Origin of the sequence: Pedobacter sp. JCM 36344, from assembly GCF_046546555.1 — a bacterium.
In the GTDB taxonomy this organism is placed as follows: Bacteria; Bacteroidota; Bacteroidia; order Sphingobacteriales; family Sphingobacteriaceae; genus Pedobacter.
The window spans coordinates 118055-140285 of record NZ_JBKHKK010000012.1 but is presented as its reverse complement, the minus strand read 5'-3'; the positions used below and the strand labels follow the sequence as shown (position 1 = coordinate 140285).

The 22231-nt window shown below is 39.2% G+C and carries 19 protein-coding genes, 2 tRNA genes and 1 riboswitch; of the genes, 6 read left to right on the top strand and 15 right to left on the bottom strand.

Annotated features, from left to right (window positions below):
- The 14 genes from ACHFIZ_RS13070 to ACHFIZ_RS13005 form a co-directional block, all read right to left on the bottom strand.
- Positions 1-3598, bottom strand: a 3598-nt coding sequence (locus ACHFIZ_RS13070; protein WP_410886540.1) for an ATP-binding protein, incomplete at its 3' end; no start/stop codon positions are given.
- 167 nt (positions 3599-3765) lie between these two features.
- Positions 3766-4362 carry a hypothetical protein gene (locus ACHFIZ_RS13065; RefSeq protein ID WP_410886538.1) on the bottom strand — a complete coding sequence of 199 codons (597 nt, stop codon included), beginning with the start codon at positions 4360-4362 and terminating at the stop codon, positions 3766-3768.
- A 26-nt stretch (positions 4363-4388) separates the two neighbouring features.
- Positions 4389-5330, bottom strand: coding sequence for a relaxase/mobilization nuclease domain-containing protein (locus ACHFIZ_RS13060; RefSeq protein WP_410886536.1), 942 nt, complete (start codon positions 5328-5330; stop codon positions 4389-4391).
- Positions 5320-5694, bottom strand: coding sequence for a plasmid mobilization protein (locus tag ACHFIZ_RS13055; protein ID WP_410886534.1), 375 nt, complete (start codon positions 5692-5694; stop codon positions 5320-5322). The genes ACHFIZ_RS13060 and ACHFIZ_RS13055 overlap by 11 nt, the downstream gene beginning before the upstream one ends.
- 154 nt (positions 5695-5848) lie before the next feature.
- Positions 5849-6133 carry a hypothetical protein gene (locus tag ACHFIZ_RS13050; protein ID WP_410886532.1) on the bottom strand — a complete coding sequence of 95 codons (285 nt, stop codon included), beginning with the start codon at positions 6131-6133 and terminating at the stop codon, positions 5849-5851.
- The gene (locus tag ACHFIZ_RS13045) at positions 6130-6402 is read right to left on the bottom strand and encodes a helix-turn-helix domain-containing protein (RefSeq protein ID WP_410886530.1); all 273 of its coding nucleotides are present in this window, start codon (positions 6400-6402) and stop codon (positions 6130-6132) included. The genes ACHFIZ_RS13050 and ACHFIZ_RS13045 overlap by 4 nt, the downstream gene beginning before the upstream one ends.
- Before the next feature lie 188 nt (positions 6403-6590).
- Positions 6591-7376, bottom strand: a complete 786-nt coding sequence (locus ACHFIZ_RS13040; protein ID WP_410886528.1) for a hypothetical protein — start codon at positions 7374-7376, stop codon at positions 6591-6593.
- A 121-nt stretch (positions 7377-7497) separates the two neighbouring features.
- On the bottom strand, positions 7498-7686 hold the full coding sequence (locus tag ACHFIZ_RS13035) for a hypothetical protein (protein WP_410886526.1): 189 nt from the start codon (positions 7684-7686) through the stop codon (positions 7498-7500).
- A gap of 169 nt (positions 7687-7855) precedes the next feature.
- Positions 7856-8545, bottom strand: coding sequence for a peroxiredoxin family protein (locus ACHFIZ_RS13030; RefSeq protein WP_410886524.1), 690 nt, complete (start codon positions 8543-8545; stop codon positions 7856-7858).
- A complete protein-coding gene (locus ACHFIZ_RS13025; protein ID WP_410886522.1) occupies positions 8517-8978 on the bottom strand; it encodes a DUF4369 domain-containing protein in 462 nt (153 codons plus the stop codon). The genes ACHFIZ_RS13030 and ACHFIZ_RS13025 overlap by 29 nt, the downstream gene beginning before the upstream one ends.
- 213 nt (positions 8979-9191) lie before the next feature.
- Positions 9192-9950, bottom strand: a complete 759-nt coding sequence (locus ACHFIZ_RS13020; RefSeq protein WP_410886520.1) for a metallophosphoesterase — start codon at positions 9948-9950, stop codon at positions 9192-9194.
- A 5-nt stretch (positions 9951-9955) separates the two neighbouring features.
- A complete protein-coding gene (locus ACHFIZ_RS13015) occupies positions 9956-11203 on the bottom strand; it encodes a site-specific integrase (RefSeq protein ID WP_410886518.1) in 1248 nt (415 codons plus the stop codon).
- A gap of 249 nt (positions 11204-11452) precedes the next feature.
- Positions 11453-11524 (bottom strand) — tRNA-Glu (locus tag ACHFIZ_RS13010).
- Positions 11525-11570: 46 nt separating this feature from the next.
- Positions 11571-11643: transfer RNA gene (locus ACHFIZ_RS13005), tRNA-Met, on the bottom strand.
- A 110-nt stretch (positions 11644-11753) separates the two neighbouring features.
- Here ACHFIZ_RS13005 and era point away from each other — a divergent pair.
- Positions 11754-12632, top strand: coding sequence for a GTPase Era (gene era, locus ACHFIZ_RS13000; protein WP_410886516.1), 879 nt, complete (start codon positions 11754-11756; stop codon positions 12630-12632).
- Positions 12633-12679: 47 nt separating this feature from the next.
- The gene (der, locus tag ACHFIZ_RS12995) at positions 12680-13981 is read left to right on the top strand and encodes a ribosome biogenesis GTPase Der (RefSeq protein WP_410886514.1); all 1302 of its coding nucleotides are present in this window, start codon (positions 12680-12682) and stop codon (positions 13979-13981) included.
- Positions 13982-14026: 45 nt separating this feature from the next.
- Here the strand turns inward: der and ACHFIZ_RS12990 are convergent, their stop codons facing one another.
- The gene (locus tag ACHFIZ_RS12990) at positions 14027-15604 is read right to left on the bottom strand and encodes a S41 family peptidase (RefSeq protein WP_410886512.1); all 1578 of its coding nucleotides are present in this window, start codon (positions 15602-15604) and stop codon (positions 14027-14029) included.
- A 243-nt stretch (positions 15605-15847) separates the two neighbouring features.
- Here ACHFIZ_RS12990 and murQ point away from each other — a divergent pair, with 243 nt between their 5' ends.
- The 4 genes from murQ to metH all read left to right on the top strand — a co-directional run bounded on the left by murQ (position 15848) and on the right by metH (position 22210).
- A complete protein-coding gene (gene murQ / locus ACHFIZ_RS12985) occupies positions 15848-16660 on the top strand; it encodes an N-acetylmuramic acid 6-phosphate etherase (protein WP_410886510.1) in 813 nt (270 codons plus the stop codon).
- A gap of 2 nt (positions 16661-16662) precedes the next feature.
- Positions 16663-17235 carry a hypothetical protein gene (locus ACHFIZ_RS12980; RefSeq protein WP_410886508.1) on the top strand — a complete coding sequence of 191 codons (573 nt, stop codon included), beginning with the start codon at positions 16663-16665 and terminating at the stop codon, positions 17233-17235.
- Between the two features lie 48 nt (positions 17236-17283).
- Positions 17284-18036 carry a Bax inhibitor-1/YccA family protein gene (locus ACHFIZ_RS12975; RefSeq protein ID WP_410886506.1) on the top strand — a complete coding sequence of 251 codons (753 nt, stop codon included), beginning with the start codon at positions 17284-17286 and terminating at the stop codon, positions 18034-18036.
- Between the two features lie 264 nt (positions 18037-18300).
- Positions 18301-18410, top strand: a riboswitch (SAM riboswitch).
- 140 nt (positions 18411-18550) lie between these two features.
- Positions 18551-22210: a methionine synthase gene (gene metH, locus ACHFIZ_RS12970; RefSeq protein ID WP_410886504.1), complete on the top strand. Its 3660-nt coding sequence runs from the start codon at positions 18551-18553 to the stop codon at positions 22208-22210.
- Positions 22211-22231 lie beyond the last annotated feature (21 nt).

The following is a 22231-nucleotide window of genomic DNA, read 5'->3' as shown; positions in this document are numbered from 1 at the left end:
GCACACGGCTTCCCGTGGTAATACCGCCTTTGGTTAGGTGAATACCTTTAAAGAATTCTGTATCCTTGTTCAGCATAAGAAATTCCCTAAGAAAAGAAACGAACTGCTGCGGATAGCGGTGGAGTACAATGCTGATAATCATGCTAATTTTCCTTTCATCTTTATGGTTCATTTGCATATACCCACGAAGAAATTCATAGCCCTTGGCACTATTGGCATTCTGCTCCCCTTCAAAATAAAACAACTTCGTTGCTGAATGTTCCAAGTTTGAAGTATAAATCGTTTTTTGAAACATTATTTCTAACGAGTCATGGATAATAGTATTATAGTCCTCCAGTTCCCACAATTTTTCCAGTTTAAAATCTTCTAGCTTGAAAGATAAATAATCATCATTCACACTCTTCTGTTGTAGGTACTCCACAAAGAAATAGTTGTCAAAATTTAATACTGCCTCCAGTTCTTTACCATCATAATCAAATTGAGTGTCCTGCTGCTTTAAATAGGAATAGGCTTGTTTGAAAAGATTTATATGACCGGGAAAATGCAAGTGGTTTTTAGAGCAGAAATGGTAGCCAAGGTCTACACTGACTTCTCTGCCTTTTTTAAGCAAAATGTGGGTCAGGTACGTTATAATATTGTGTGTAGTGTATTCTTTTACAGTTGAAGACAGTTTTATTTTTTCAAAAGCATTACCAAACTTAACGTAATCTTCCATTCTAAAAATGAATATATTTTCGGAAGCCTTTTTAAAAAACCTGAAGAGTTTTTTCGTAAAGAAAATGTTTGCCTGCTTTTCAGGAAGGGCAGAAAAAAATGACAGTTGCCAAAACGCCTTATTCCTAAACTCAAAGTTATCCATCAGCTCCCATAACTTTTTTCCTGTTAATACTCCATTATTCAATGAATAATATAATATCGTAGGGGTCAGGGGCAATTGCAATTTACCGCTAAAGTAAAGTGCCAATGCAGACTTAAGCGGCTCTTCACCCATTTTTGCAATGGTTATGTAAACATCTGTAACCGATTGCTGAATATGCCATTCATTTTTTGACTGCTGCTGGTTGTACCTGTCTACTTTTAAAAGAAATCTTTCAATACCCTCCCAATCCATAGAGTTGATAAAGGATTCAATCTGCTCTCTTTTCTCTTTATCCTTTTCTTCAAAACTTTTATTGTCCTTCCTTTCCCACTCAGGTTTCATAATCCTTGAAATTTCCATAAGTTCAGACTTTATAAATCTATCCCACTCAACAGGTACTTCATGTTGGTTTTGCTTAAACCTTTTTACCAGTTTATTTACAAACTCGCAATGGTGGAACTGATCCGATGAAAGATTGTTATTAACCAGTTCAGCGTAAAGCTCATATTCTGCAATAGGTATTGCCGGATCTATTTTGCCTGGATATAGAATCTTGGTAAGTACCTTTTCCCCAAGTTCCGGTTCTACATCAAAGTTTAGGGCAATGCCCAAAAGGAGTTTTTTTCTGAGTTCCCTGAGTTCAGCAGAATCATACAAATGGAAATTAGTATAACTGAATGACCTGCCTTTTGATGCCCCCCAATCTGTAAATTCCCAACCCAGCAACATATTACTGATAAACAGAAATATTCCTTTAGCAACCTGAATATGTCTGCCTGACCTGTTCTCGCCCACCAAAACCTCAAGTAAAATGTTTTGCCTGTGGTATCCATAATGAAGATCGTCAATTTTGTAAGTGAATTGGGTATTCAAAAATTTCAGAAACTCAGGCAATCTTTTTGGTTGCCTCATAACCAGATCAATCCCCAATTCCAACGAAGGCTTTAAAAATTCTGTTTGGTGATTCCAAAAATTAGTTAGTATTTCAATGTATTTTGTAGGGCGAACATGGTCGTTATGCTCATAGGAAAATTTATATGTTGTGTTAGTATCCAATGGCAAAGAGCTTATCCAGTCCTTCAGATAATTCAACGTTTGAAAATCAAGATAAAACCAAAACAGTGAATAGTACGAATAAAGCGTCTCAGCGTCTGATGAATCCGGAATAGAACTTTTGAGGTAGGGTAAAACAAGTTCTTTAACATGGTGATAATTGAATGTATTATTAATATCAATTAGTGAGTTCGTAATTCTTGATGAATAATTTGCCTGAAATACAATGATCCATTTTCCGTAGTCCAGTTGTTTCGATTCCTGATCAAGAAAACATTTATAGAATGAATAAGTTGCAAGTACCTGGTCTGAAACCTTAACAACTTCATTGGAATGAACATCAAGAATTTCATGATTATGCAAATGGAGAATTGCTGTCCATAAGTCGTTCCAATCAATGGCAAATTCGTTGCTTAAAATTCCCTTCAGTTGCTCATTTTTTCGGTTAAAAACGCCAAAGAAAGATACAATTGCAATTGCCTGTAACATGATAGGGCTGGAAAATGCCTCGATATCTTCCGCAACTTTACGAAAGTATTTCTCATACAGCTTGAGCGGACTGTCAAGATAATTTGTTTCAGAATCGGGAGTCACAGAATAGGTTGCCATTAAAGCCACTCGGGCATTACCTTTTGAGATGTCTACAATCTTATTTTTTATATCAGAATGAAATTTTAAATCAGGCAATGCAGCCGTAATAATCTGGGTGATTTCAGCATCCTTAAAATCTCCAATAATAATCTCTTTATACTTCGAGTTGTCCAGTTTATCCTCTACCCTTTGTTTTACATAGTCCCTTGTGGTTATAATAAGCTTTATGCGATTGGGTCTTGGTTTCTGGATAAAATCCAGCAAGTAAGTTAAGTTGGGCAATGATTTATTGGCATCATCAAAAAGTATTACATAATCCTTTCCATTCTGAAAGAGGTTAACAAAATCATCCCATAGAGGAACAGAGGAGCTCTGGATAACTATTGGTATAAATCCGGTCTTTGAAATTTTTTTCAAAACCTCGACGGCGAGTTTAGATTTACCGACCCCCTGATGCCCGGATAACATAATAATGTCAACAGCCTCCAAGCCAGCTTTTGCATTTGAAATTTCATCAACTCTGCCGATAAAAGGATTGGTTAAGGACGGTTGTAATCCTTTGGTTGTTTTGACTAAAAAATCAGGTAAGTTGTAAATTTCCCCTTTGATAATTTGTATTCCCAGATATTCATTTGACAAGCCTGGAAAATCGTAAATTTCCATGGGAAGATTTTGAATGTCTAAAATCTCCAATCCCGTTAGGGGGTTAAATTCAGATTTTTTTGCTAACAGCTGCTTAATATCATCGGGCGAAACCTTTTCATTGCAGGCCAATATTATTTTTGCTATTTCCTCCTTAGGGACACCTGTTTTAGCCTCGTTAAAACAATGCACAACATCACCAATCAGTTTATCTATAAGCTTCTTCGATTTTCCAATCTTTTCAATTGTTGTATACTCTACAAAAACGTATTTTTCATCACTCATAAAGAATGAATCAGGTGCACCTTTACTAGTTTTTTCTTTGCCAACTACTGATCCCGGTGCGCCAATAAAATCATTCCCTTTTGCATGTAAAAGATGGTTGATAAGGTCTTGAAACCTGGCATCGTTTATAGCCTTTAGAGCATTCTCAATTTGTTTTATAAAATTCATTTACTACGTAGATTAACCTACGCTAAATTAAGGTTTAATGTTATAGAAATAGAATCGTCAGATCAACAGGCTCTTAAAAATAAAACCCTGCAAAACACATCCAAAAATGGTTCAGTTCGAACAACAGCATTTAATAAATTAGTAAATCATCGTTTTTTAAACTGTCCTTACCTCAAATTTTTCAAACGTTCCTTTGAAGCCTCTGAATCCTTTTCGTTCTGCTGAACTTCCTGCATCGCTTTCTCAAATGCAATTACCTTCTGCTCTTCAAACTTGACCAATCTTTCAAGGCTATCTGAATTTTTAAAATAATCAGCATCAATCTGTTTCACCCAAGTTGGCTTGCGTAGCCGCACCATCCTGAACTTAATATCATTTTCTTTCAAATCCGAATTGCGAAAAAGCAGCGAAATGCACCCCACTAAAGAAAGTGCCGCAACGAATACGGCAACAACAAAAATGATGATGTAGGGACGGGTTCTATCACTAAAGCGATGTTCAACCTGTGTCCTGATTTTTCTAGGCAAACCATCAATCAAATTCTTTACCGTGTTTCTCTGGTCTTCAATTGCAGCAATCAACTTATCGGCCTTGCCAGCCTGATTGGATAGTTGATCAAACTGTTCGCCTAATTTTTTAAAAGATGGCCTATAATTTACCTGCTCGGGAATTTCTATTTTTTTATCCTCAATCCGTTTAAAGCCGTCTATCAATATGGTCAATAGATTTTCAATGTGTTCCAATTTTTCTAATGTCGTTTCCATAATTATGGTATTTGATTAATGATTTTTTATATGCTTATCCCCTGACTATGATCCTGCTCGTGCTTTTTCTTTTTGTGCAAAAAAGGCGCTGGATTTGGTGCAATATCAATTGTAGGTTCCAATAACATTTCGAGCAGGCTTTCTGTAGACCTGTTATCGGCAACTGCTTTTAACAGTTCAGTTACTATGTTTTTTGATTGCTCTTTTGTCACCCATTCATTTTTAACAGCCTTTTCAACCACTGAATTAATTTCAAAGGTTTTATCAAGCTTGCCAAAACTCAGGCTTCTGTCAATCTCCGAACCCTTAAAGGCATATTCACCCATTTTGAAGGATACCCCCTGAGCCTTGTCCGTCTGACCAGCATACTTGAACTTGATCTCGATCCCTTTTTCCGACAATTGCTTTTCAAACTGTTTCCAGTTTTTTGACGTTTGGCTTGCCGCTTTGATGGCATCATACATCAGGTACTTCGCTCGATCGGTTCCCTTTAGCGCCAATCTGTTCACCTTGTCTTTGCCCTCCGAAATATAGAGTCCGTGTTTCAAGGTCATTTCCTTGCAAACAGTAACATTTTTTCTTTTTTGGAAACTATCCGATATGGTTTTACCAATATTGTCAACCCTATTATAGATGATGTGGCAATGTGGGTGTTTAGCATCATTGTGCTTAACTATCAGAACCTGAGTATTTCGAATATTCATCTTTTCAAGGTATTCCTTCGCCAGTTTGACCATCATCTCATTTCCCAGCTTATCTTCATCCCTAGTGCTAAAATTCAGTGAAATGTGAGCAACGGCCTTTTCCAAATCAGGATTCAACAAGCGCTGCATATTGAAATCCCTAGTCATCTTAGCCGTATCCTCGAGGCGGATCCCCTCACCGTAAAGCACTTCTGCCCCTTGCTTTTGGACCACATAGCGAATGCATCCTCCAAAATTTTTCCCAGCTATGATCTTACCTATCATCTCGAACAAAAGATTTAAGTGCATCGTCAATCAGCGATAATAGTTCCCTGCATTTCTGTTGAATGACCAACAGTCCCTGCTGGTGCGCCAACTTGGTCAACTGGTTCAAATTGTTAGCCATTCCCGTTAACGTTCGCATCATACCCATTTCATCAGGGGAAAACCTACTAGTAATCTTTGCACACTTAGCAGCTTGGCGTAGCCAATCGCTCATTTTCAGCCCTGCCTTTTTTGCCTTTTCCGAAATCAGGTAGCGTTCCGTTTTGCTCAACCGTACACGGATTCCACTCTCCTTTTTCAGGATTTTTATCGGTCTTCCACCCTTGGCTTTCTCTTTGTTAACTGTCTTTTCGATTGTCTTCATCGGCTCTTTAAAATCTTTTTGCGACCATCGGGAGCAAAAAGCAAGTTCTTTTCCGCACCAGCGGAAAAGGTTTTTGTGTAACAAAAACACAAACTTGCTCCCTCAAATCGATTAAACCATAATACACCAGTAGAGTTGCGCTATCAACTGATTTTCAATTTTCATTCAACAGCCAAATCGAGCTGGCATTGATTGGATGATAAGATGGCTGATAACTGATATACCCGAAATCAACCAGTTCCTTCAAGCATTTGTGATAGGTTGCAATTGACTTGATGCGGGAAAACTGCATCAGCCTACTTCGACTAACTTTTATTGCCTCCCTTGGCGCACTATCATTACTAAAATAGAAAACCGCCATCACCAAACTCAAATGCGTTGGCAGCAGACGATGGTCGTCTGCTGCTTGTTTTAAAAATACAGTTGGCAGATAATTCATAATCCACCTCCCTTTGATGGTTTTTCGCCAAGCATCTGATTGATGTCGTCAGATTTATAGAACATCGTTCCACCAACTTTCTGGTAACGAAGTGTACCATTAACGCGAAGATTTTGCAATGTTCCTGGCGAAATACTCAACATTTTCCTGACTTCCGAACTTCTCAACCACATTTTTGAATGTGGCTGTTGAGGCTGTAATAATTCTTTTAGTTCTGCGACTAGTTCTGATCTGAAAAGTCTTAGGTCTTCTGTGATGTCAATATTCATAATAACAAAATGAAATGGAACAATTGGTTAACTAATCCAAAAGTGCAGCACAGATTAGCCCGTTCATTACCCTTCAGAAAACGAGGGTAACGGCAGCACCGAAATATCTGATCCATAAACAGCGAATACACTATTTATCAAACAGCTATAAAACTTATGAAAGGATAAAAAAATAACAAAAGAAATGTTCAGCTTCTCTTTTTGGCGGAGATAAGCTTGAACAATTTTTTATTCTCGGGAATGGATGCGTGTTTAACGTTCGCTAAATTATCGGGATCGGGGGAAAAATACCGTTTAAGCCTGTCTAGCTTAATCGGCTGGTGGTCTTCGGTAAAATACCTACAGATCATTTTCATCCAGACAGCCTGCGTTCTTGAAAATACAAGCTCATGCACGGCATCGACCTTCAGCTTTTGCAGTTCTAAAAAAATATCCGCTAATGTGAGTACATAGCCCTTTGGGATATTGATGTGATCTGAAGGCTCAAGGTTTTTGGCATTTTTCAGGTCGGCTTTTAGCGTTTCAACAAGATTTAGTGCCGAATACAGTTCTTTCTGAAGCCTTGCCACCATTTCTTTTTCGGTTTCGTGGGCGTTCCACTGGTCAATGGACACCAGAAATGCGACAAAGCTTTCAAGCTGCTGTATTTCCTTCTGGTCTCTCCCGTGGCTCTTACTTGCATAGATATCCTTCGCCATCAAGGTTTTCAGCCGTGTTTCTACGAGTTGCCACAACACCTTGAAAAAAGTTTCCTCATTGTCGTTTGGATGTTTTTCCAGATAATAGTTCAGGTGATACTGGTAGAACTCCTCCCATTGATTGGCAGATAGGGCGAGAATTCTTAGAAAAAATGTCTTAGGAAAGTTTTCCTGTCCCAAAACAACGGTTGACCAATATCCAATGTGTCTTTTGAAAAATCGAAGCGGTCTCTTTGGCGAAAAAACTCTAAACTCATAAGCTAGGGATATATTCAAATTTAATTAAATTCATAGCTAATCACAACTTGCAATAGTGCCAATGATTGCCCACCCACATTTGCGGCCTGCAAAACCAAGGTGTTTGCCTTTAGCATTTAGGAAAAATTAAGATACAGGTTTATAGGGATTGAGGTTTAAGTGAAACGTTGTTGGTAACACGTCTGCGGATACGAAAATCCACTCCCAATGCAAAACAGGAGGCTACATTTCCGTAGACACCAAAACGGGAACCTGTGGGATGGAATGGAGTGAGGGCGGTTCCGTAGGCCGCAAATGTGCGAGAGGGATTCCTGAAATTAAGATCCATCTAAAAATCCTAATAGATCGTAAAAACATATGAACCTCCATAGGTAAAAATACAAGCGGAAAAATCCGCTAGTTCTTTTTATCCTCCAATTTCGTAAAAACATAGCATAGTAAGTATTGTGATCGCAAACTTTGGCAGATAGCTAAAACAACAGTGAGCCTACTTGAAGTTATTCATTTTTTTGGAAAATTTCGGATAATTTTTTATCCAATTCCAATCCATGTAGATTTTTCGCAATAATTTTTCCGTGGGGGTCAATCAAAAAATTAGCTGGTAATCCCTGAACGTTGTATAATTTAGCAACGTAATTATCCATTCCCGTTAAATCGCTAACATTCGTCCATAATAACCCGTCGTCTACCAGAGCCTTTCGCCAGTTTTCTTTGGATGAATCCAGTGATAACGAAAGAATGGTAAATCCTTGGACTTTGAACTGGTTATAAGACTTAATTAAGTTTGGATGTGATAAGCGGCAAGGCATGCACCAACTTGCCCAAAAATCAATCATGACATATTTTCCTTTAAAGGAACTCATGTTAACCGGTTTACCATTTAGATCTGGTTGAGAAAAATCAGCAGCTATATCTCCTAGCTTAGGCCAATTCGATTGTTCAGTTTGTTTTAGGTAGGTGATGATCGATGTGCCAGCTGAACCTGATTGAACCATTTCAAGATAGCGTTCGAAATCAGTTGTAGACAGTGAGCTTTTAATTTGCACCAAACATATTGCGGAGACCAGCGTACCTCTGTTGTTCGTGATAAAATTAATCAATGAATCTTTTAGTGATGTGAACATCCAGCTCACTTTCATATCTTGAATTCTATTTGCTTCACTTATATTTTTTTTTTGCAATTGCACTGTCAATAGCTTTTTTAAAATTATCCATCGTTTTTTGCGCACTGAACCCTTTCAATACATGTTTAAATAACAGGTTTTCCTTTGAACCACTAATGGTTATACCAGTAATAGAATCAGCATTGCCAGAAATAGTGGTCATCGGCCCATCAACAATAAATCGATTGTCTACTCTTGGACCGCCTTTCACCCCTAATACATAAATAGTGGGCTCGGAAAGTATTTTCTTAAAAACGAATGATCCATCTTTGGCTGCTACTACAGAATCTATAGAACTTGATTGTTTATAAAACATGTCTTCGACTAAAAAGATCTTTTTGCCACCAGCGCCTAAGATCTTGCCTTGTATAATGTGTTCAGATTGCGCAGCACTCCGCTGAAATAAAAAACATAGGATTGCGATAATAATCAGTCTTGATGAAATTATTGTTCTCATTGGTTTAAATAATTAATTTCCTAATATACCCATTTCTAAACTTGATTGATAAGTTTGACTTGTGTAATTTCAGTATTAGATAACTAATGCATGCAAGATAAGAATGCCTGTATAATGCTACAGTCTTGTTGTGTTTATAAATGGATAGTTTTCCCTTAACCGCTCGATAAAAATCGTCAATAAACCATGCTAGTTTATTGACGACAAATAGGTTTATAATGATAATGTTTTTGCCCTATCAAATCCAGCTTGTTCATTATGACGAATGTATCCTAGCTGATTAGTCAACAACTTAGTTTTGCCGATCTCAAACTGAGCTATATTTTGGTGATGATGTCCAAAAATCCAATAATCGGGTTCATGGTTCACTATAAAGTGATCTAGATTCGAGGCAAAGGCTTCGTTTAAAATACTCCCTAGATAAGCAGGCGGGTAATGTTGAAATGTAGGCACATGATGGCTAACCACCACCTTTTTAAGCCCCTGATTTCCAGTCAGTTTATCAGCTAAAAACTCCAAACTCTGCCCATAGAGCTTATTAAAATGCGCTGGTGTAAACGTACCCCCATTGTGCTTGATAACCTGAAAGTCTCCCATTCGAGGAGGAATACGCCACTGGTTTTCCAGACTGATCTTCGACCATAACGTAGAAAAAATCAATAGACAATGTTCAACCTGTACGGACATATTGTTAAGCAGTAGCACATTCTTTCGGATTTCCTCGGTAAAAGAGCTACAACGCTCGATAACATCCGAATAATAATATTCATGATTTCCTGGTATCCAGTAGACCTGATTAAAGTGATCCGCTAACCAGTCAAAGAAATAACTGTGTTTTTCTATTAGTGCAAAAGGAACGATGTCTCCCGCTAAGACTAAAATCTCAGCCGACGGAATTAAAGCGTTTTGCTGTAGCCAATTTTTATTTTCTGGAAATTCAAGATGCAGATCCGAGGCGTATTGAATGTTCATCGTTTTCATGATTTGGCTTGGGACAAATTTACTTTATTTATGGCTAATTTCTTTTCCAACGCCCTCATATCCTTACCCACTTTCGCATCTAAAACTTTCGCATAATGCTGGGTGGTCTTAAGATCTTTATGCCCTAGCATCTTGGAAACCGTTTCTATTGGCACATTATTGCTAAGGGTAACCGTAGTTGCAAAGGTGTGCCTAGCAATGTGAAAAGTCAGCGTTTTTGTAATTCCGCATTGGTCAGCAATCTCTTTCAGATAACTGTTCATCTTCTGATTGCTCAATACAGGCAAAACCAAGCCCTTCATTTTACAATCTGGATGTTCGCTGTATTTATCCATCAATTTTTTTGGAATGGCTAACAATGGTACGTTTGAAGCAATTTCATTCTTTTCCCGATTGGTGAAAATCCACAACTTGCCATCATTCCCCTTTTTAATCTCCGAACGGTTAAGCTTTTTAACATCGGCATAAGAAAGACCTGTGTAGCAACTAAAAAGAAATATATCCTTAACCTGATCAAGCCTTTTAATCCCAAATTCCTTGTTGGCTATTTCATTCAGTTCGTCGCTGGATAAAAATTCCTTGTCCTTTGCCTTCGCCTTATTCTTATAGAAAACAAAGGGATTATATTCAATCCAACGGTGAGCGAGGCAGAGATTAACAATCTTTCTAAAGTGTTTCATGTATTTTGCTACCGAAACATCGCTGATCTCCTTTTCTGTCCGTAAATAAAATTCATACCCAATAATAAAAGCATGATCAATTTTTCGGATGTCGATATCCTTGCTTTTATAGTCTTTGAGCAGATAGGCAGTTAAGTGGATTACAGAAGATTTGTAGCCCTTCAAGGTATTCGCCTTGAAACCCTTCCCAATGGAAGCCTCCATTTTTTTATTGTGGTCATCGAAGATTTCCATCAGGAATTTTTGCTTTTCCCCTTTTCCGAGGTAAGTGTTCATCATGGATCCGGCAGAAATTTCTATACCCATCTTTTTGAGATGGGTATGGATCTGCTCGATTTTTCTGTCGATGGCATCGATGTAACTGTTCAGCGTCCGAGCAGGTTCGGAGTTTCCCCTTGCACGGTTTACACTCGAAATCCAATCGTTCGGATCGTACATTCTGCCAATCGAGGCTTCTTTAGGAATGCCGCCATCAACCGTAATCCGCATGTAGATGGCCTTTGCGCCACCTTTGTAGTACTTTGGTTTCTTCAAGAAAAAATGAAGAGAATAATTGTGACTCATAAAATTGATACATTAAAAGGTTTGTAAATCTAGCAATGTGGTCAATCGTAATCAAGATGTTCAAATAATGAACTAGCTGTAAATCAGTTTTTTAAGCCCTTTTCAGTGAGTACCTATTTTGACTGAGGTACTCACTGAATTACGCACTGATATTATGGGAATTCGTGTACTTTTTGACTTGTCTGTAAAACAAAAAAGGCCGTAAATCTTAAATTTACAGCCGTTTAAACGTTTTGTTGATAATACTAGTAGCCCGTAGGGGAATCGAACCCCTGTTTCCAGAATGAAAATCTGGCGTCCTCACCCCTAGACGAACGGGCCATTTTAGATTGCCTTAGTCTCAGATGAAACTACGAACCTTTTTAGGTAGCGGGGACCAGACTCGAACTGATGACCTTCGGGTTATGAGCCCGACGAGCTACCAACTGCTCCACCCCGCACTATATACAATTTGAAACTTTCTGTTAAATCCTTAACTCTTGTTCCGAATTGGAATGCAAAGATATAATTCGTTTCTTTGCGGTGCAAATTTATTTTAAAAAATATTTTCATGGCTCATAAAGCAGGATTTATAAGTATCATCGGTAAGCCCAATGTTGGCAAATCAACCCTCATGAATGCCCTGGTGGGTGAAAAGCTTTCTATCATCACTCCGAAAGCTCAAACAACCCGTCACCGGATTCTTGGAATTGTCAACGAAGAGGATTATCAAATTGTATTTTCAGACACTCCCGGCATCATAAAACCAAGGTACGGACTGCAAGATTCTATGATGAGTTCGGTGAAAGGTGCGCTAACTGATGCCGATCTCCTCCTGTTTGTTACCGATATAAATGAGCAACATGATGAAAATGATGTACTTGAGAAGATTATCAATACTACAATTCCCATGATTGTACTGATAAATAAGATTGATAACGCAACACAGGAGCAAGTGGAGGAGAAAACCGCATTCTGGCAAGAAAAACTTAACCCTAAATATATTTTTGCAATATCAGCACTGCACAAATACAACCTTGAAGGAATCATGACCATGATTCTGGATCATATACCCGAACATGCTCCTTTCTATGACAAAGAGGATCTTACCGATCGTACACAGCGTTTCTTTGTTTCTGAGATCATCAGAGAAAAAATCTTTAACAATTATCAGAAAGAGATTCCATATAGCACAGAAGTAGTCATCAAAGAATTTAAAGAAGAAGAAACAATTACCCGCATTAGCGCAGAGATCATTGTGGAGCGTGATTCACAGAAAAATATCTTAATAGGAAAAGGCGGTGCAATGCTGAAGAAAGTAGGTACTGAAGCCCGGAAGGATATCGAGAAGTTTTTAGACCAGAAAGTATTCCTGGAAACCTTCGTTAAGGTAATTCCGGACTGGCGAAGCAAAAAGAACTATTTAAAAGGTTTCGGGTACGAAAATTAAGTTTACCTTTGCAACCCCTTAATAATTAATACAATTCAACAACATACATGAGTAACATTATCGCAATTGTCGGAAGACCAAACGTAGGCAAATCTACCCTTTTTAACCGCTTAACTGAAAGTCGCAAAGCTATTGTAGATGATTTTAGCGGTGTAACACGTGATCGCCACTATGGCTCTGCCGAGTGGACAGACAAACAATTTACCGTTATTGATACTGGTGGTTATGTTGCAAACTCTGAAGATCTTTTCGAAGCTGCCATCCGTGAGCAGGTAGTTATCGCCATCGAAGAAGCAACTGTTCTGTTGTTTATGGTAGATGTAACTACTGGAATTACAGATCTTGATGATGAAATCGCTCAGCTATTGAGGAGAAGTAAAAAGCCTGTGTTTACTGTGGTGAACAAGGTCGACAATACGCAACTTCAAAACGAAGCGGCAGTATTTTACGGTTTTGGTTTAGGAGAAATCTATCCGATCTCTTCAATGACTGGTTCAGGTACAGGAGATTTATTGGACGAAGTGATTACTCATTTCGAGGATATCCCAGAAGAAGAGAACGCCTTGCCTAAAATCACTATTGTTGGTCGCCCTAACGTTGGTAAATCTTCTTTAATCAATGCGTTGATCGGGAAAGAAAGAAATATTGTTACTCCTATTGCGGGTACCACCAGGGATTCTATCCACATTCACTACAATCAATTTGGTCATGAGTTCATGTTCATTGACACTGCAGGTCTTAGAAAAAAGACCAAGGTGAAGGAGAACATCGAATTTTACTCCGTTATGCGCACAATTAAGGCCCTTGAAGAAGCTGATGTTGTCATTCTGATGATAGATGCTATGGAAGGTCTAGAGTCTCAGGACGTGAATATTTTTCATCTTGCAGAAAAGAACAAAAAAGGGATTGTGATATTGGTAAACAAATGGGATTTGGTGGAAAAAGACAGCAAGACCACTAAGATCTTTGAAGATCAGATTCGCACCAAGCTTCAACCTTTCACTGATGTACCAATTGTGTTCACTTCAGTTATAAACAAACAACGTATTTTCCAGGCTATTGAAACTTCTTTAGAGGTATTCAAAAATAGGGCTAAGAAGGTTCCTACTTCAAAATTGAATGATGTGATGTTGCCGATCATCGAGAAGTATCCACCACCAGCATTAAAAGGAAAGTATATTAAGATCAAATATATCACTCAAATCAGCGGTACATCTCCTATGTTTGCGTTCTTCTGTAATCTTCCTCAGTATATTAAAGAGCCGTATAAACGCTTTGTAGAGAACAAATTAAGGGAACATTTCGATTTTACAGGAGTGCCAATTCAGATATATTTCAGACAGAAGTAACGAATAAACCCAGAAAGGACGAGTATAAAACAGGTTTAAGCAAATCTATTGCAAACTAGTGATTGCTTGCTTAACCGCTGCGTCACTTAGGTTTAGCGCTTTGTAGTAACCAGCGGCGCCAAGGTGATACTTGCAAAGCAACACCTTAAGGTCATTCATTATTAATGGCTTGGCTTCCATCATTTGCCTCATATCAATCGGGATATTTCTTCCCTGAATGTATTTAATTAAGTCCTTGAAGTCTGTATCGTTTACATTAAAAATATTCATATTTTGTTCAATAAATGACGGCGTGTACCTATTGGCCAATACATCGTAAACAAAGTCTGGTAAAACTTTTTTAACCCCGAGGTTAACATATAACTTATTAAAACCTACCGTATCAATCTTTACATAGATATCAGGCTGAATACCTCCCTTTTCGAAAACTCTTTTCTTAACAGTATCTTTCAGTAACCTCCTTTTATGAGTGAGTTCCCCGTCAGCATAACGGTCGCCAATCTCATTTTGATAAGCAGTGTAGCCGTTCTTGTAAGATTTCTGAATGCTTCTTCCAGATGGCGTGTAATAACGTGCTATTGTGAGGTTTAAAGCCGAGCCATCTCCAAATGGAAACTGTTCCTGTACTAAGCCTTTGCCAAAGGAACGGCGACCAATAATTATTCCCCTATTAAGATCCTGTACAGCACCCGCAAGGATCTCACTTGCAGAAGCAGAGTTTTCATTAATGAGCACCGCGAGTTTTCCATCTTCGAACTCCCCCCCACCTGTAGCCAAATAATCGGTACGCGGATCGTGTTTACCCTCGGTGTAAACGATTAGTTTGTTTTCTTCTAAAATCTGATTGGCCAAACCAGTAGCAGATGTGAGATATCCTCCACCATTGTCACGCAAATCAAGAACCAGCTTTTTCATGCCCTGAGACTTTAAATCCTTAAGGGCTTCAACAAAATCTTTATCCGTATCGGCGCCAAATTTACTAATTCTTATATAGCCAATTTCAGGGTTCAACAGATAAGAGGCATCAATCGTGCTGACTTTAACGCGGCCACGTTTCATCGTAAGTGCCAGCGGCTGCAAACTGCCAGCATGAAGGATAGTAAGTGTCACTGAAGTACCTTTTGGCCCTTTAATCTTACCCGTCATCTGTTCCCTTGGCAACGATTTACCGCTGACAAAAAGTGTATCGATTTTTAAGATTTTATCCCCTTGCTTCAACCCAGCCATATAGGCTGGACCATCCTTGATTACATGAGTAACCAGCAAGGTATCCTTTAAAATATAATACTCGACTCCTACTCCTGTGAAGTTTCCTCCGAGTGTTTCAGCCAAATCGTTAGCCTCTTGTGGAGGCAAATAGGCACTGTGTGGATCTAATTTGTGTAGCAAACTATCAATAGGTAAATGATTCAAAGTATCTGCGTTGATCTCATCAACATATTTTCTATTGATGATGTGAATGATCTCTTCCACCTTATCAGAATTATTTTCGGCAAGATGAGTTGTACGAGTAAAAGAGTAGCCCTGATCCTTCAAGAATTTATAGCCCAAGAACATCCCCCCAATAAGGGTGAAAGAGTAGGTTAAGGCTATAATTAGGTTGTAGCGGGTAGTCTTATTCATGGCGCAATGACGCATACAAAGCTAATAAAATTGCAGGTCAATCATATAATTAACCTGTATCATTTTCATTTGTTTACATAAAATTAAATCATCATTGAAATTGATTTCGACTATTATTTTAGGTTTAAAAAGAAAAACACGAGTTTTATAAAACTATTGGGCTATAGGGCCTCATTAAGCGGAAAAAAGAAAACTGCAAGAGTCTTCAACCGTTTCACAAATAAAATTTAGGAGTTCAGCGTAATGATAAGAGTAACCGAGCAGGAGTCCAATTATAACGACATCGATCAGATGTCAGTACTGGAAATACTTAAAGGAATAAATAACGAAGATAAAACAGTACCTCTAGCCGTAGAAAAAGCGATTCCGCAAATAGACAAATTGGTCTCTGCGGTAACAAATAGAATGGCAAACGGTGGCAGGTTGTTCTATATTGGTGCAGGTACAAGTGGTCGTCTCGGTGTAGTTGATGCTTCAGAATGCCCCCCAACTTTCGGTGTACCCTTCGATATGGTAGTGGGAATTATTGCCGGAGGTGATACTGCGATCAGAAGAGCTGTCGAAAACGCGGAAGACGATAGCAAACAGGCTTGGATAGATTTACAGGAATTTGACATCAATGAGAAGGATTGTCTTGTAGGTTTAGCTGCTTCAGGCACAACTCCATACGTCATTGGCGGCTTAAATACTGCACGTAAAAATGGCGTATTGACTGCATGTATTGTCTGTAATGAAGGCGGGCCGATTGCAAAAGAAAGTGACTTCCCAATTGAAATAGTCGTAGGTCCTGAATTCTTAACCGGCTCTACCCGCATGAAATCCGGTACTGCTCAAAAACTAGCCTTGAATATGCTCAGTACAGCTGTAATGATCAAATTAGGCAAAGTCAAGGGAAATAAGATGGTAGATATGCAATTGACCAATCATAAGCTGGTTGATCGAGGCACCCAGATGGTGATGAAAGAACTCAACATCAACCACGAGCGTGCAGAAGATCTTCTTTTGCGTTATGGGAGTGTGAGAAAAGCTGTCGAAGCCAGTCAAAAACCATTGTAACTATGCATGAGATCGAACCTTATTACCTCTGGCGTGATGATTACATCGCTGCAGAAGATGATCGTTCCCCCTTTTTTGAAACACAATATTCTGAGTTTTACTTTGACAAGCAACTATATAATTTCCTGATCCACCCCCAATGGGATGATTTTGGATCCAGCACCATGTATATCAAGGTTCTGTATACCGATTATGATAGCAATTACTCGATCATAGAATTCATTGGGGAGTGGAATGATGCCATTAACAATGACATAATGCTGCTCAAAAGAGAGATCATTGAACTCATGATCGACGAAGGAATCAACAAGTTTATCTTGATCGGAGAAAACGTTTTGAATTTTCACTCCTCTGAAGAGGACAGCTATTATGAAGAGTGGTTTCAGGATGTGGAAGATGGATGGATTACGGGGATCAATTTCCAGGAACACGTCATCACTGAGTTTCGCAACTATAATATTGACTATTATATCAATTTCGGGGGACAGCTTGACGATTTGGCATGGCGGACATTAAAACCAGTTCAGCTATTTACAAAAGTTGAAGAAATCCTGACAAAAAGACTAGGGGCATAGGATTTGTTAGAAAGAAAGTATTAGTATCTTTAAATAAATTTAAGAGAAATGAATAACGACAATAATTACGAGTGGGCACAAAAATCTGTGTTTGTTGAGAACCAAACAGGAGTAGTTGCCAAAAAATTCTTCGCAAACGTCTTCTTATGGATGTTTATAGCATTGGGTCTTTCTACGTTATCGGCCTATATTATGGCAAGTAATGAAGAATTGTTTTCGATCCTTAGAAATCCAGAGACTTTAAAACCAACCGTTCTTGGATATGTAGCGATGTTCGCGCCACTAGGATTGGTTTTGCTAATGAGCGCAGGCTTAAGTAAGCTATCTTATGGTGCACTCTTGGTTACTTTTGTAGCCTATTCTGTTTTAACAGGATTGAGTTTAAGCTTTATCTTACTTGCTTACACGTCCAGTTCGGTGATCAGCTGTTTCGCTGGAGCTGCTGGTATTTTTGGAATCATGGCTTTCCTTGGTTACACAACCAATGTGGATCTGACCAAGTTCGGACCGATATTAATGGTTGGTGTAATTGGTTTGGTCATTGCAAGTGTAGTAAACATGTTTATTCAAAGCGAAAGCTTTAGCTTGTTTATGGCATTCATTGGTATTGCAATCTTTACTGCTCTAACTGCCTATGATGTTCAGAAACTGAAAAGAATTGGCGAGGGTATCGAAGAAAGTGGCGCTAGAATGGAAGATGGAGATACTAAGAAATTAGCCATCATGGGGGCATTGTCATTATACCTAGACTTTTTAAATATCTTCTTGTTCCTTCTAAGGATATTCGGAGGTAGAAGATAATAGCTAATAAATATAAATAAGAGCTCGCATTTATTGTGGGCTTTTTTTGTGTTTATAACAAAATGAGTCGGAGCAGCCTCTGGGCTTCTAGGTAGCTCAGAGCATACTCCTAGGGAACTCCTAGCCATAATAGGGCCTTTTACCCAACAAATAGGCTCTAAACCCGCTGTTAGTCCTCTGTTAGTGCAACACTAGCTACAAAAGTCTTCAAAGCATAAATCATAGATTTTTTGGAAATGATTTTTCTTTATTGCATTTTTGCAATGCTTATAGAGAAAGACGGAGGGATTAGACCCTGCGAAGTCTTAGCAACCTGTGCTTACAAGGTGCTAAATTCTACTGGAACGGCCATGATGCCTCCTGAAAGATAAGTTAGTTAGTAGCATAAAGCTGGTGTTAAACGGCTGGTCTCCATAACTTTCCCTTAAGCTTTGTTTGTAATTAGTTCGGCACTTGTTTAGGCCTCAGCCTCTATCAATTTTAGCTTATTACCTGCTCATATAGTATAACTTAAATGGACATTAGAGAAGAATTAGAGAAACGTATCCTGATCATAGATGGTGCCATGGGCACAATGATCCAACGTTACATTCTAACAGAAGAGGATTTTAGAGGGGAAAGGTTTAAGAATCATCCCTGTGATGTTAAGGGAAATAACGATTTATTAAACCTAACCAGACCAGACATTATTAAGGCCATTCATACAGAATATCTAAAGGCCGGCACTGACATTATAGAAACCAACACTTTCAGTACACAACGCATATCCCTGGCAGATTACCAGATGGAAGAGCTGGATTATGAAATGAGTTTCGAAGGTGCCAAAATAGCTAAAGAAGCTGTTAATGAGTTTATGAAGGCCAATCCTGGTCGGAAATGTTATGTTGCCGGTGCCATTGGGCCAACCAATAGAACACTTTCTATTTCACCAGATGTAAACGACCCTGGTTACAGAGCGCTAACATTCGACCAGCTTGTTGACGCCTATTATGAGCAAATCAGGGGATTGATAGACGGTGGATCCGATGTTCTACTTATCGAAACCATATTTGATACGCTAAACGCCAAAGCGGCGATCTATGCAATAAAGAAATACGAAGCGGTTATCGGTCGCAAAATAGAGATCATGATTTCCGGTACCATTACAGATGCGTCCGGAAGAACATTATCCGGCCAAACGGTAGAAGCTTTCCTGAATTCGGTTATCCACGCTAAACCCTTAAGCATTGGTTTCAACTGCGCCCTGGGGGCGAAAGACATGAGACCTCACATTGAGGAGCTTTCTGCCAAAGCAGGATGTTATGTATCTGCTTACCCCAATGCCGGACTGCCTAATGAGTTTGGGGCTTATGATGAGATGCCTCACGAAACTGCACATCTTGTGGAAGATTTTATTCAAAATGGTTTTGTGAATATTGTTGGTGGTTGTTGCGGAACTACACCAGATCATATTGGTTGCATTGCTGAAAAAGCAAAAGGAATAGAACCGAGAAAAATTCCTGTTATTGAGAACTTTTTGCGCCTGAGTGGACTGGAACCCGTAGCGATCACACCAGAGAGCATCTTTGTAAACATTGGAGAACGTACCAATATCACAGGTTCGCCTAAGTTTTCGAAGCTTATTTTAAGCGGAGACTTTGAGGCTGCGCTAACTGTTGCCAGACAACAGGTGGAAGGTGGTGCTCAAGTCATTGATGTAAACATGGATGAAGGCATGATCGATTCAGAAGCATCTATGACTAAGTTTCTCAACCTTATCGCTTCTGAACCAGATATCTCCAAGCTTCCCATCATGGTCGATTCTTCCAAATGGACGGTTATTGAAGCCGGCTTGAAGTGTTTGCAAGGAAAAGGCATAGTGAACTCAATTTCCCTTAAAGAGGGCGAAGATAAGTTTAGAGAAAGCGCACAAAAGATCATGACTTATGGCGCAGCTGTTGTGGTAATGGCTTTCGACGAGCGTGGACAGGCAGACAGTTTTGAGAGAAGAAAAGAGATCTGTAAAAGATCTTATGACATATTAGTTAACGAGATTGACTTTCCTGCACAGGACATTATTTTCGACCCAAACATCCTGACAGTTGCAACAGGACTAGAAGAGCACAACAATTACGCTGTTGATTTTATCAATGCAACAAGATGGATTAAAGAAAACCTGCCTCATGCAAAAGTAAGTGGCGGGGTATCCAATATTTCCTTCTCCTTTAGGGGTAACAATACGGTAAGAGAAGCCATGCACTCTGCATTTCTTTACCACGCGATTAAGGCGGGGTTAGATATGGGAATTGTAAATGCAGGGATGCTTGAAGTATATCAGGAGATTCCACCTGAACTTCTGGTGTTGGTAGAAGATGTACTTCTAAACCGCAGAGACGATGCTACCGAACGACTGGTCGAATTTGCAGATACCATAAAAACCAAAGGAAAAGAGATCATTAGAAACGAAGAATGGCGTAAAGAGTCTGTAGAATCAAGACTTTCCCATTCGTTAGTAAAAGGAATCATCGAATATCTTGATGCCGATGTGGAGGAAGCAAGACAGCAATACCCGAGACCAATACATGTCATCGAAGGTCCATTGATGGATGGTATGAACATCGTTGGTGATCTTTTTGGTGCCGGTAAAATGTTCCTGCCTCAGGTAGTAAAATCTGCAAGGGTAATGAAAAAGGCGGTAGCTTATCTACTGCCATTTATCGAACAGGAGAAGCTCGAAAATCCAGATCAGGATCAGAATTCATCTGCTGGTCGGGTATTAATGGCTACGGTAAAAGGTGACGTACATGACATTGGAAAAAACATTGTAGGGGTTGTATTGGCTTGTAACAACTTCGAAATCATTGACATGGGTGTAATGGTACCTGCTCAAGATATTATAAAAAAGGCAAAGGAAGTCAATGCAGATATAATTGGTTTAAGTGGCCTGATTACTCCATCGCTAGATGAAATGGTACATTTTGCCAAAGAAATGGAACGTGAAGGATTTACCATTCCTTTGATTATTGGCGGCGCGACTACTTCTAGAATACATGCGGCGGTAAAAGTGGCTCCAAACTACTCCGGCCCTGCTATTCACGTCCTTGACGCTTCCAGAAGTGTCACCGTTTGCAGCACTTTAATGAACAAAGAAACCAGGGCTGAATACATCTCGGGGATCAGGGCGGAATACGATAAAGCGAGAGAAGCACATTTGAATAAGCGCTCAGACAAACGCTACAAAACTATTGAAGAAGCAAGAAAAGACAATTTTAAAATAGATACAACATTGGTTGCTCCTGCTCCTACTTTTACAGGGACAAAGGTGTTTGAGAACTATCCTTTAGAAGAACTCGTTCCATATATTGACTGGACACCTTTTTTCCAAACCTGGGAGCTTCGTGGAAGTTACCCTCGTATATTGGAAGACAAGTTGGTAGGTGATGAGGCGAGAAAACTCTTTGAAGACGCTAAGGCATTGTTGAAACGTATCGTTGCTGAAAAGCTGCTTACTGCGAAAGCGGTTATCGGCTTCTGGCCAGCGCAGGCAGTTGATGACGACATTGTGTTGGATGTAGACGGTAAAGAAGTGGTGATCCATACGCTCCGTCAACAAGCAGAAAAAACCGATGGTAATCCGTATTATGCATTGTCAGATTTTATCGCTCGGAAAGAAACTGGTATATCAGACTACTTCGGTGGCTTTGCATTAACAACTGGAATCGGTTGCGATGAACTAGTCGCAGAGTTTGAAGCTAACTATGACGATTACAACAGCATCATGGCAAAGGCGCTTGCTGATAGGCTAGCAGAAGCATTTGCGGAAAGAATGCATGAGTTGGTGCGTAAAGACTACTGGGGCTATGCTAAAAATGAACACTTAAGCAACGAAGACCTAATCAAAGAGGAATACGCAGGTATTCGTCCGGCTCCGGGATATCCGGCTTGTCCGGAACATACAGAAAAAGGCACCTTATTTACCTTACTTGATGCGGAAGACAAGATTGGATTGCACCTTACCGAAAACTATGCAATGCATCCAACTGCAGCTGTAAGCGGGTTTTATTTTGCTCACCCACAATCAAGATATTTTGGTTTGGGTAAGATCACTAAAGACCAGATCGAAGATTATGCAGTAAGAAAAGACATGTCCATCGATGAAGTAGAGAGATGGTTAAGTCCTAATCTCGCTTATTAACATCATGAAAGGCAACAAAAC

Bases quoted from the DNA above. Each gene is read 5' to 3' on its own strand.
- ACHFIZ_RS13065 (WP_410886538.1), bottom strand. From the start codon at position 4,362: ATGGAAACGACATTAGAAAAATTGGAACACATTGAAAATCTATTGACC.
- ACHFIZ_RS13060 (WP_410886536.1), bottom strand. From the start codon at position 5,330: ATGATAGGTAAGATCATAGCTGGGAAAAATTTTGGAGGATGCATTCGC.
- ACHFIZ_RS13055 (WP_410886534.1), bottom strand. From the start codon at position 5,694: ATGAAGACAATCGAAAAGACAGTTAACAAAGAGAAAGCCAAGGGTGGA.
- ACHFIZ_RS13050 (WP_410886532.1), bottom strand. From the start codon at position 6,133: ATGAATTATCTGCCAACTGTATTTTTAAAACAAGCAGCAGACGACCAT.
- ACHFIZ_RS13045 (WP_410886530.1), bottom strand. From the start codon at position 6,402: ATGAATATTGACATCACAGAAGACCTAAGACTTTTCAGATCAGAACTA.
- ACHFIZ_RS13035 (WP_410886526.1), bottom strand. From the start codon at position 7,686: ATGGATCTTAATTTCAGGAATCCCTCTCGCACATTTGCGGCCTACGGA.
- ACHFIZ_RS13025 (WP_410886522.1), bottom strand. From the start codon at position 8,978: ATGAGAACAATAATTTCATCAAGACTGATTATTATCGCAATCCTATGT.
- ACHFIZ_RS13020 (WP_410886520.1), bottom strand. From the start codon at position 9,950: ATGAACATTCAATACGCCTCGGATCTGCATCTTGAATTTCCAGAAAAT.
- ACHFIZ_RS13015 (WP_410886518.1), bottom strand. From the start codon at position 11,203: ATGAGTCACAATTATTCTCTTCATTTTTTCTTGAAGAAACCAAAGTAC.
- era (WP_410886516.1), top strand. From the start codon at position 11,754: ATGGCTCATAAAGCAGGATTTATAAGTATCATCGGTAAGCCCAATGTT.
- der (WP_410886514.1), top strand. From the start codon at position 12,680: ATGAGTAACATTATCGCAATTGTCGGAAGACCAAACGTAGGCAAATCT.
- ACHFIZ_RS12990 (WP_410886512.1), bottom strand. From the start codon at position 15,604: ATGAATAAGACTACCCGCTACAACCTAATTATAGCCTTAACCTACTCT.
- murQ (WP_410886510.1), top strand. From the start codon at position 15,848: ATGATAAGAGTAACCGAGCAGGAGTCCAATTATAACGACATCGATCAG.
- ACHFIZ_RS12980 (WP_410886508.1), top strand. From the start codon at position 16,663: ATGCATGAGATCGAACCTTATTACCTCTGGCGTGATGATTACATCGCT.
- ACHFIZ_RS12975 (WP_410886506.1), top strand. From the start codon at position 17,284: ATGAATAACGACAATAATTACGAGTGGGCACAAAAATCTGTGTTTGTT.
- metH (WP_410886504.1), top strand. From the start codon at position 18,551: ATGGACATTAGAGAAGAATTAGAGAAACGTATCCTGATCATAGATGGT.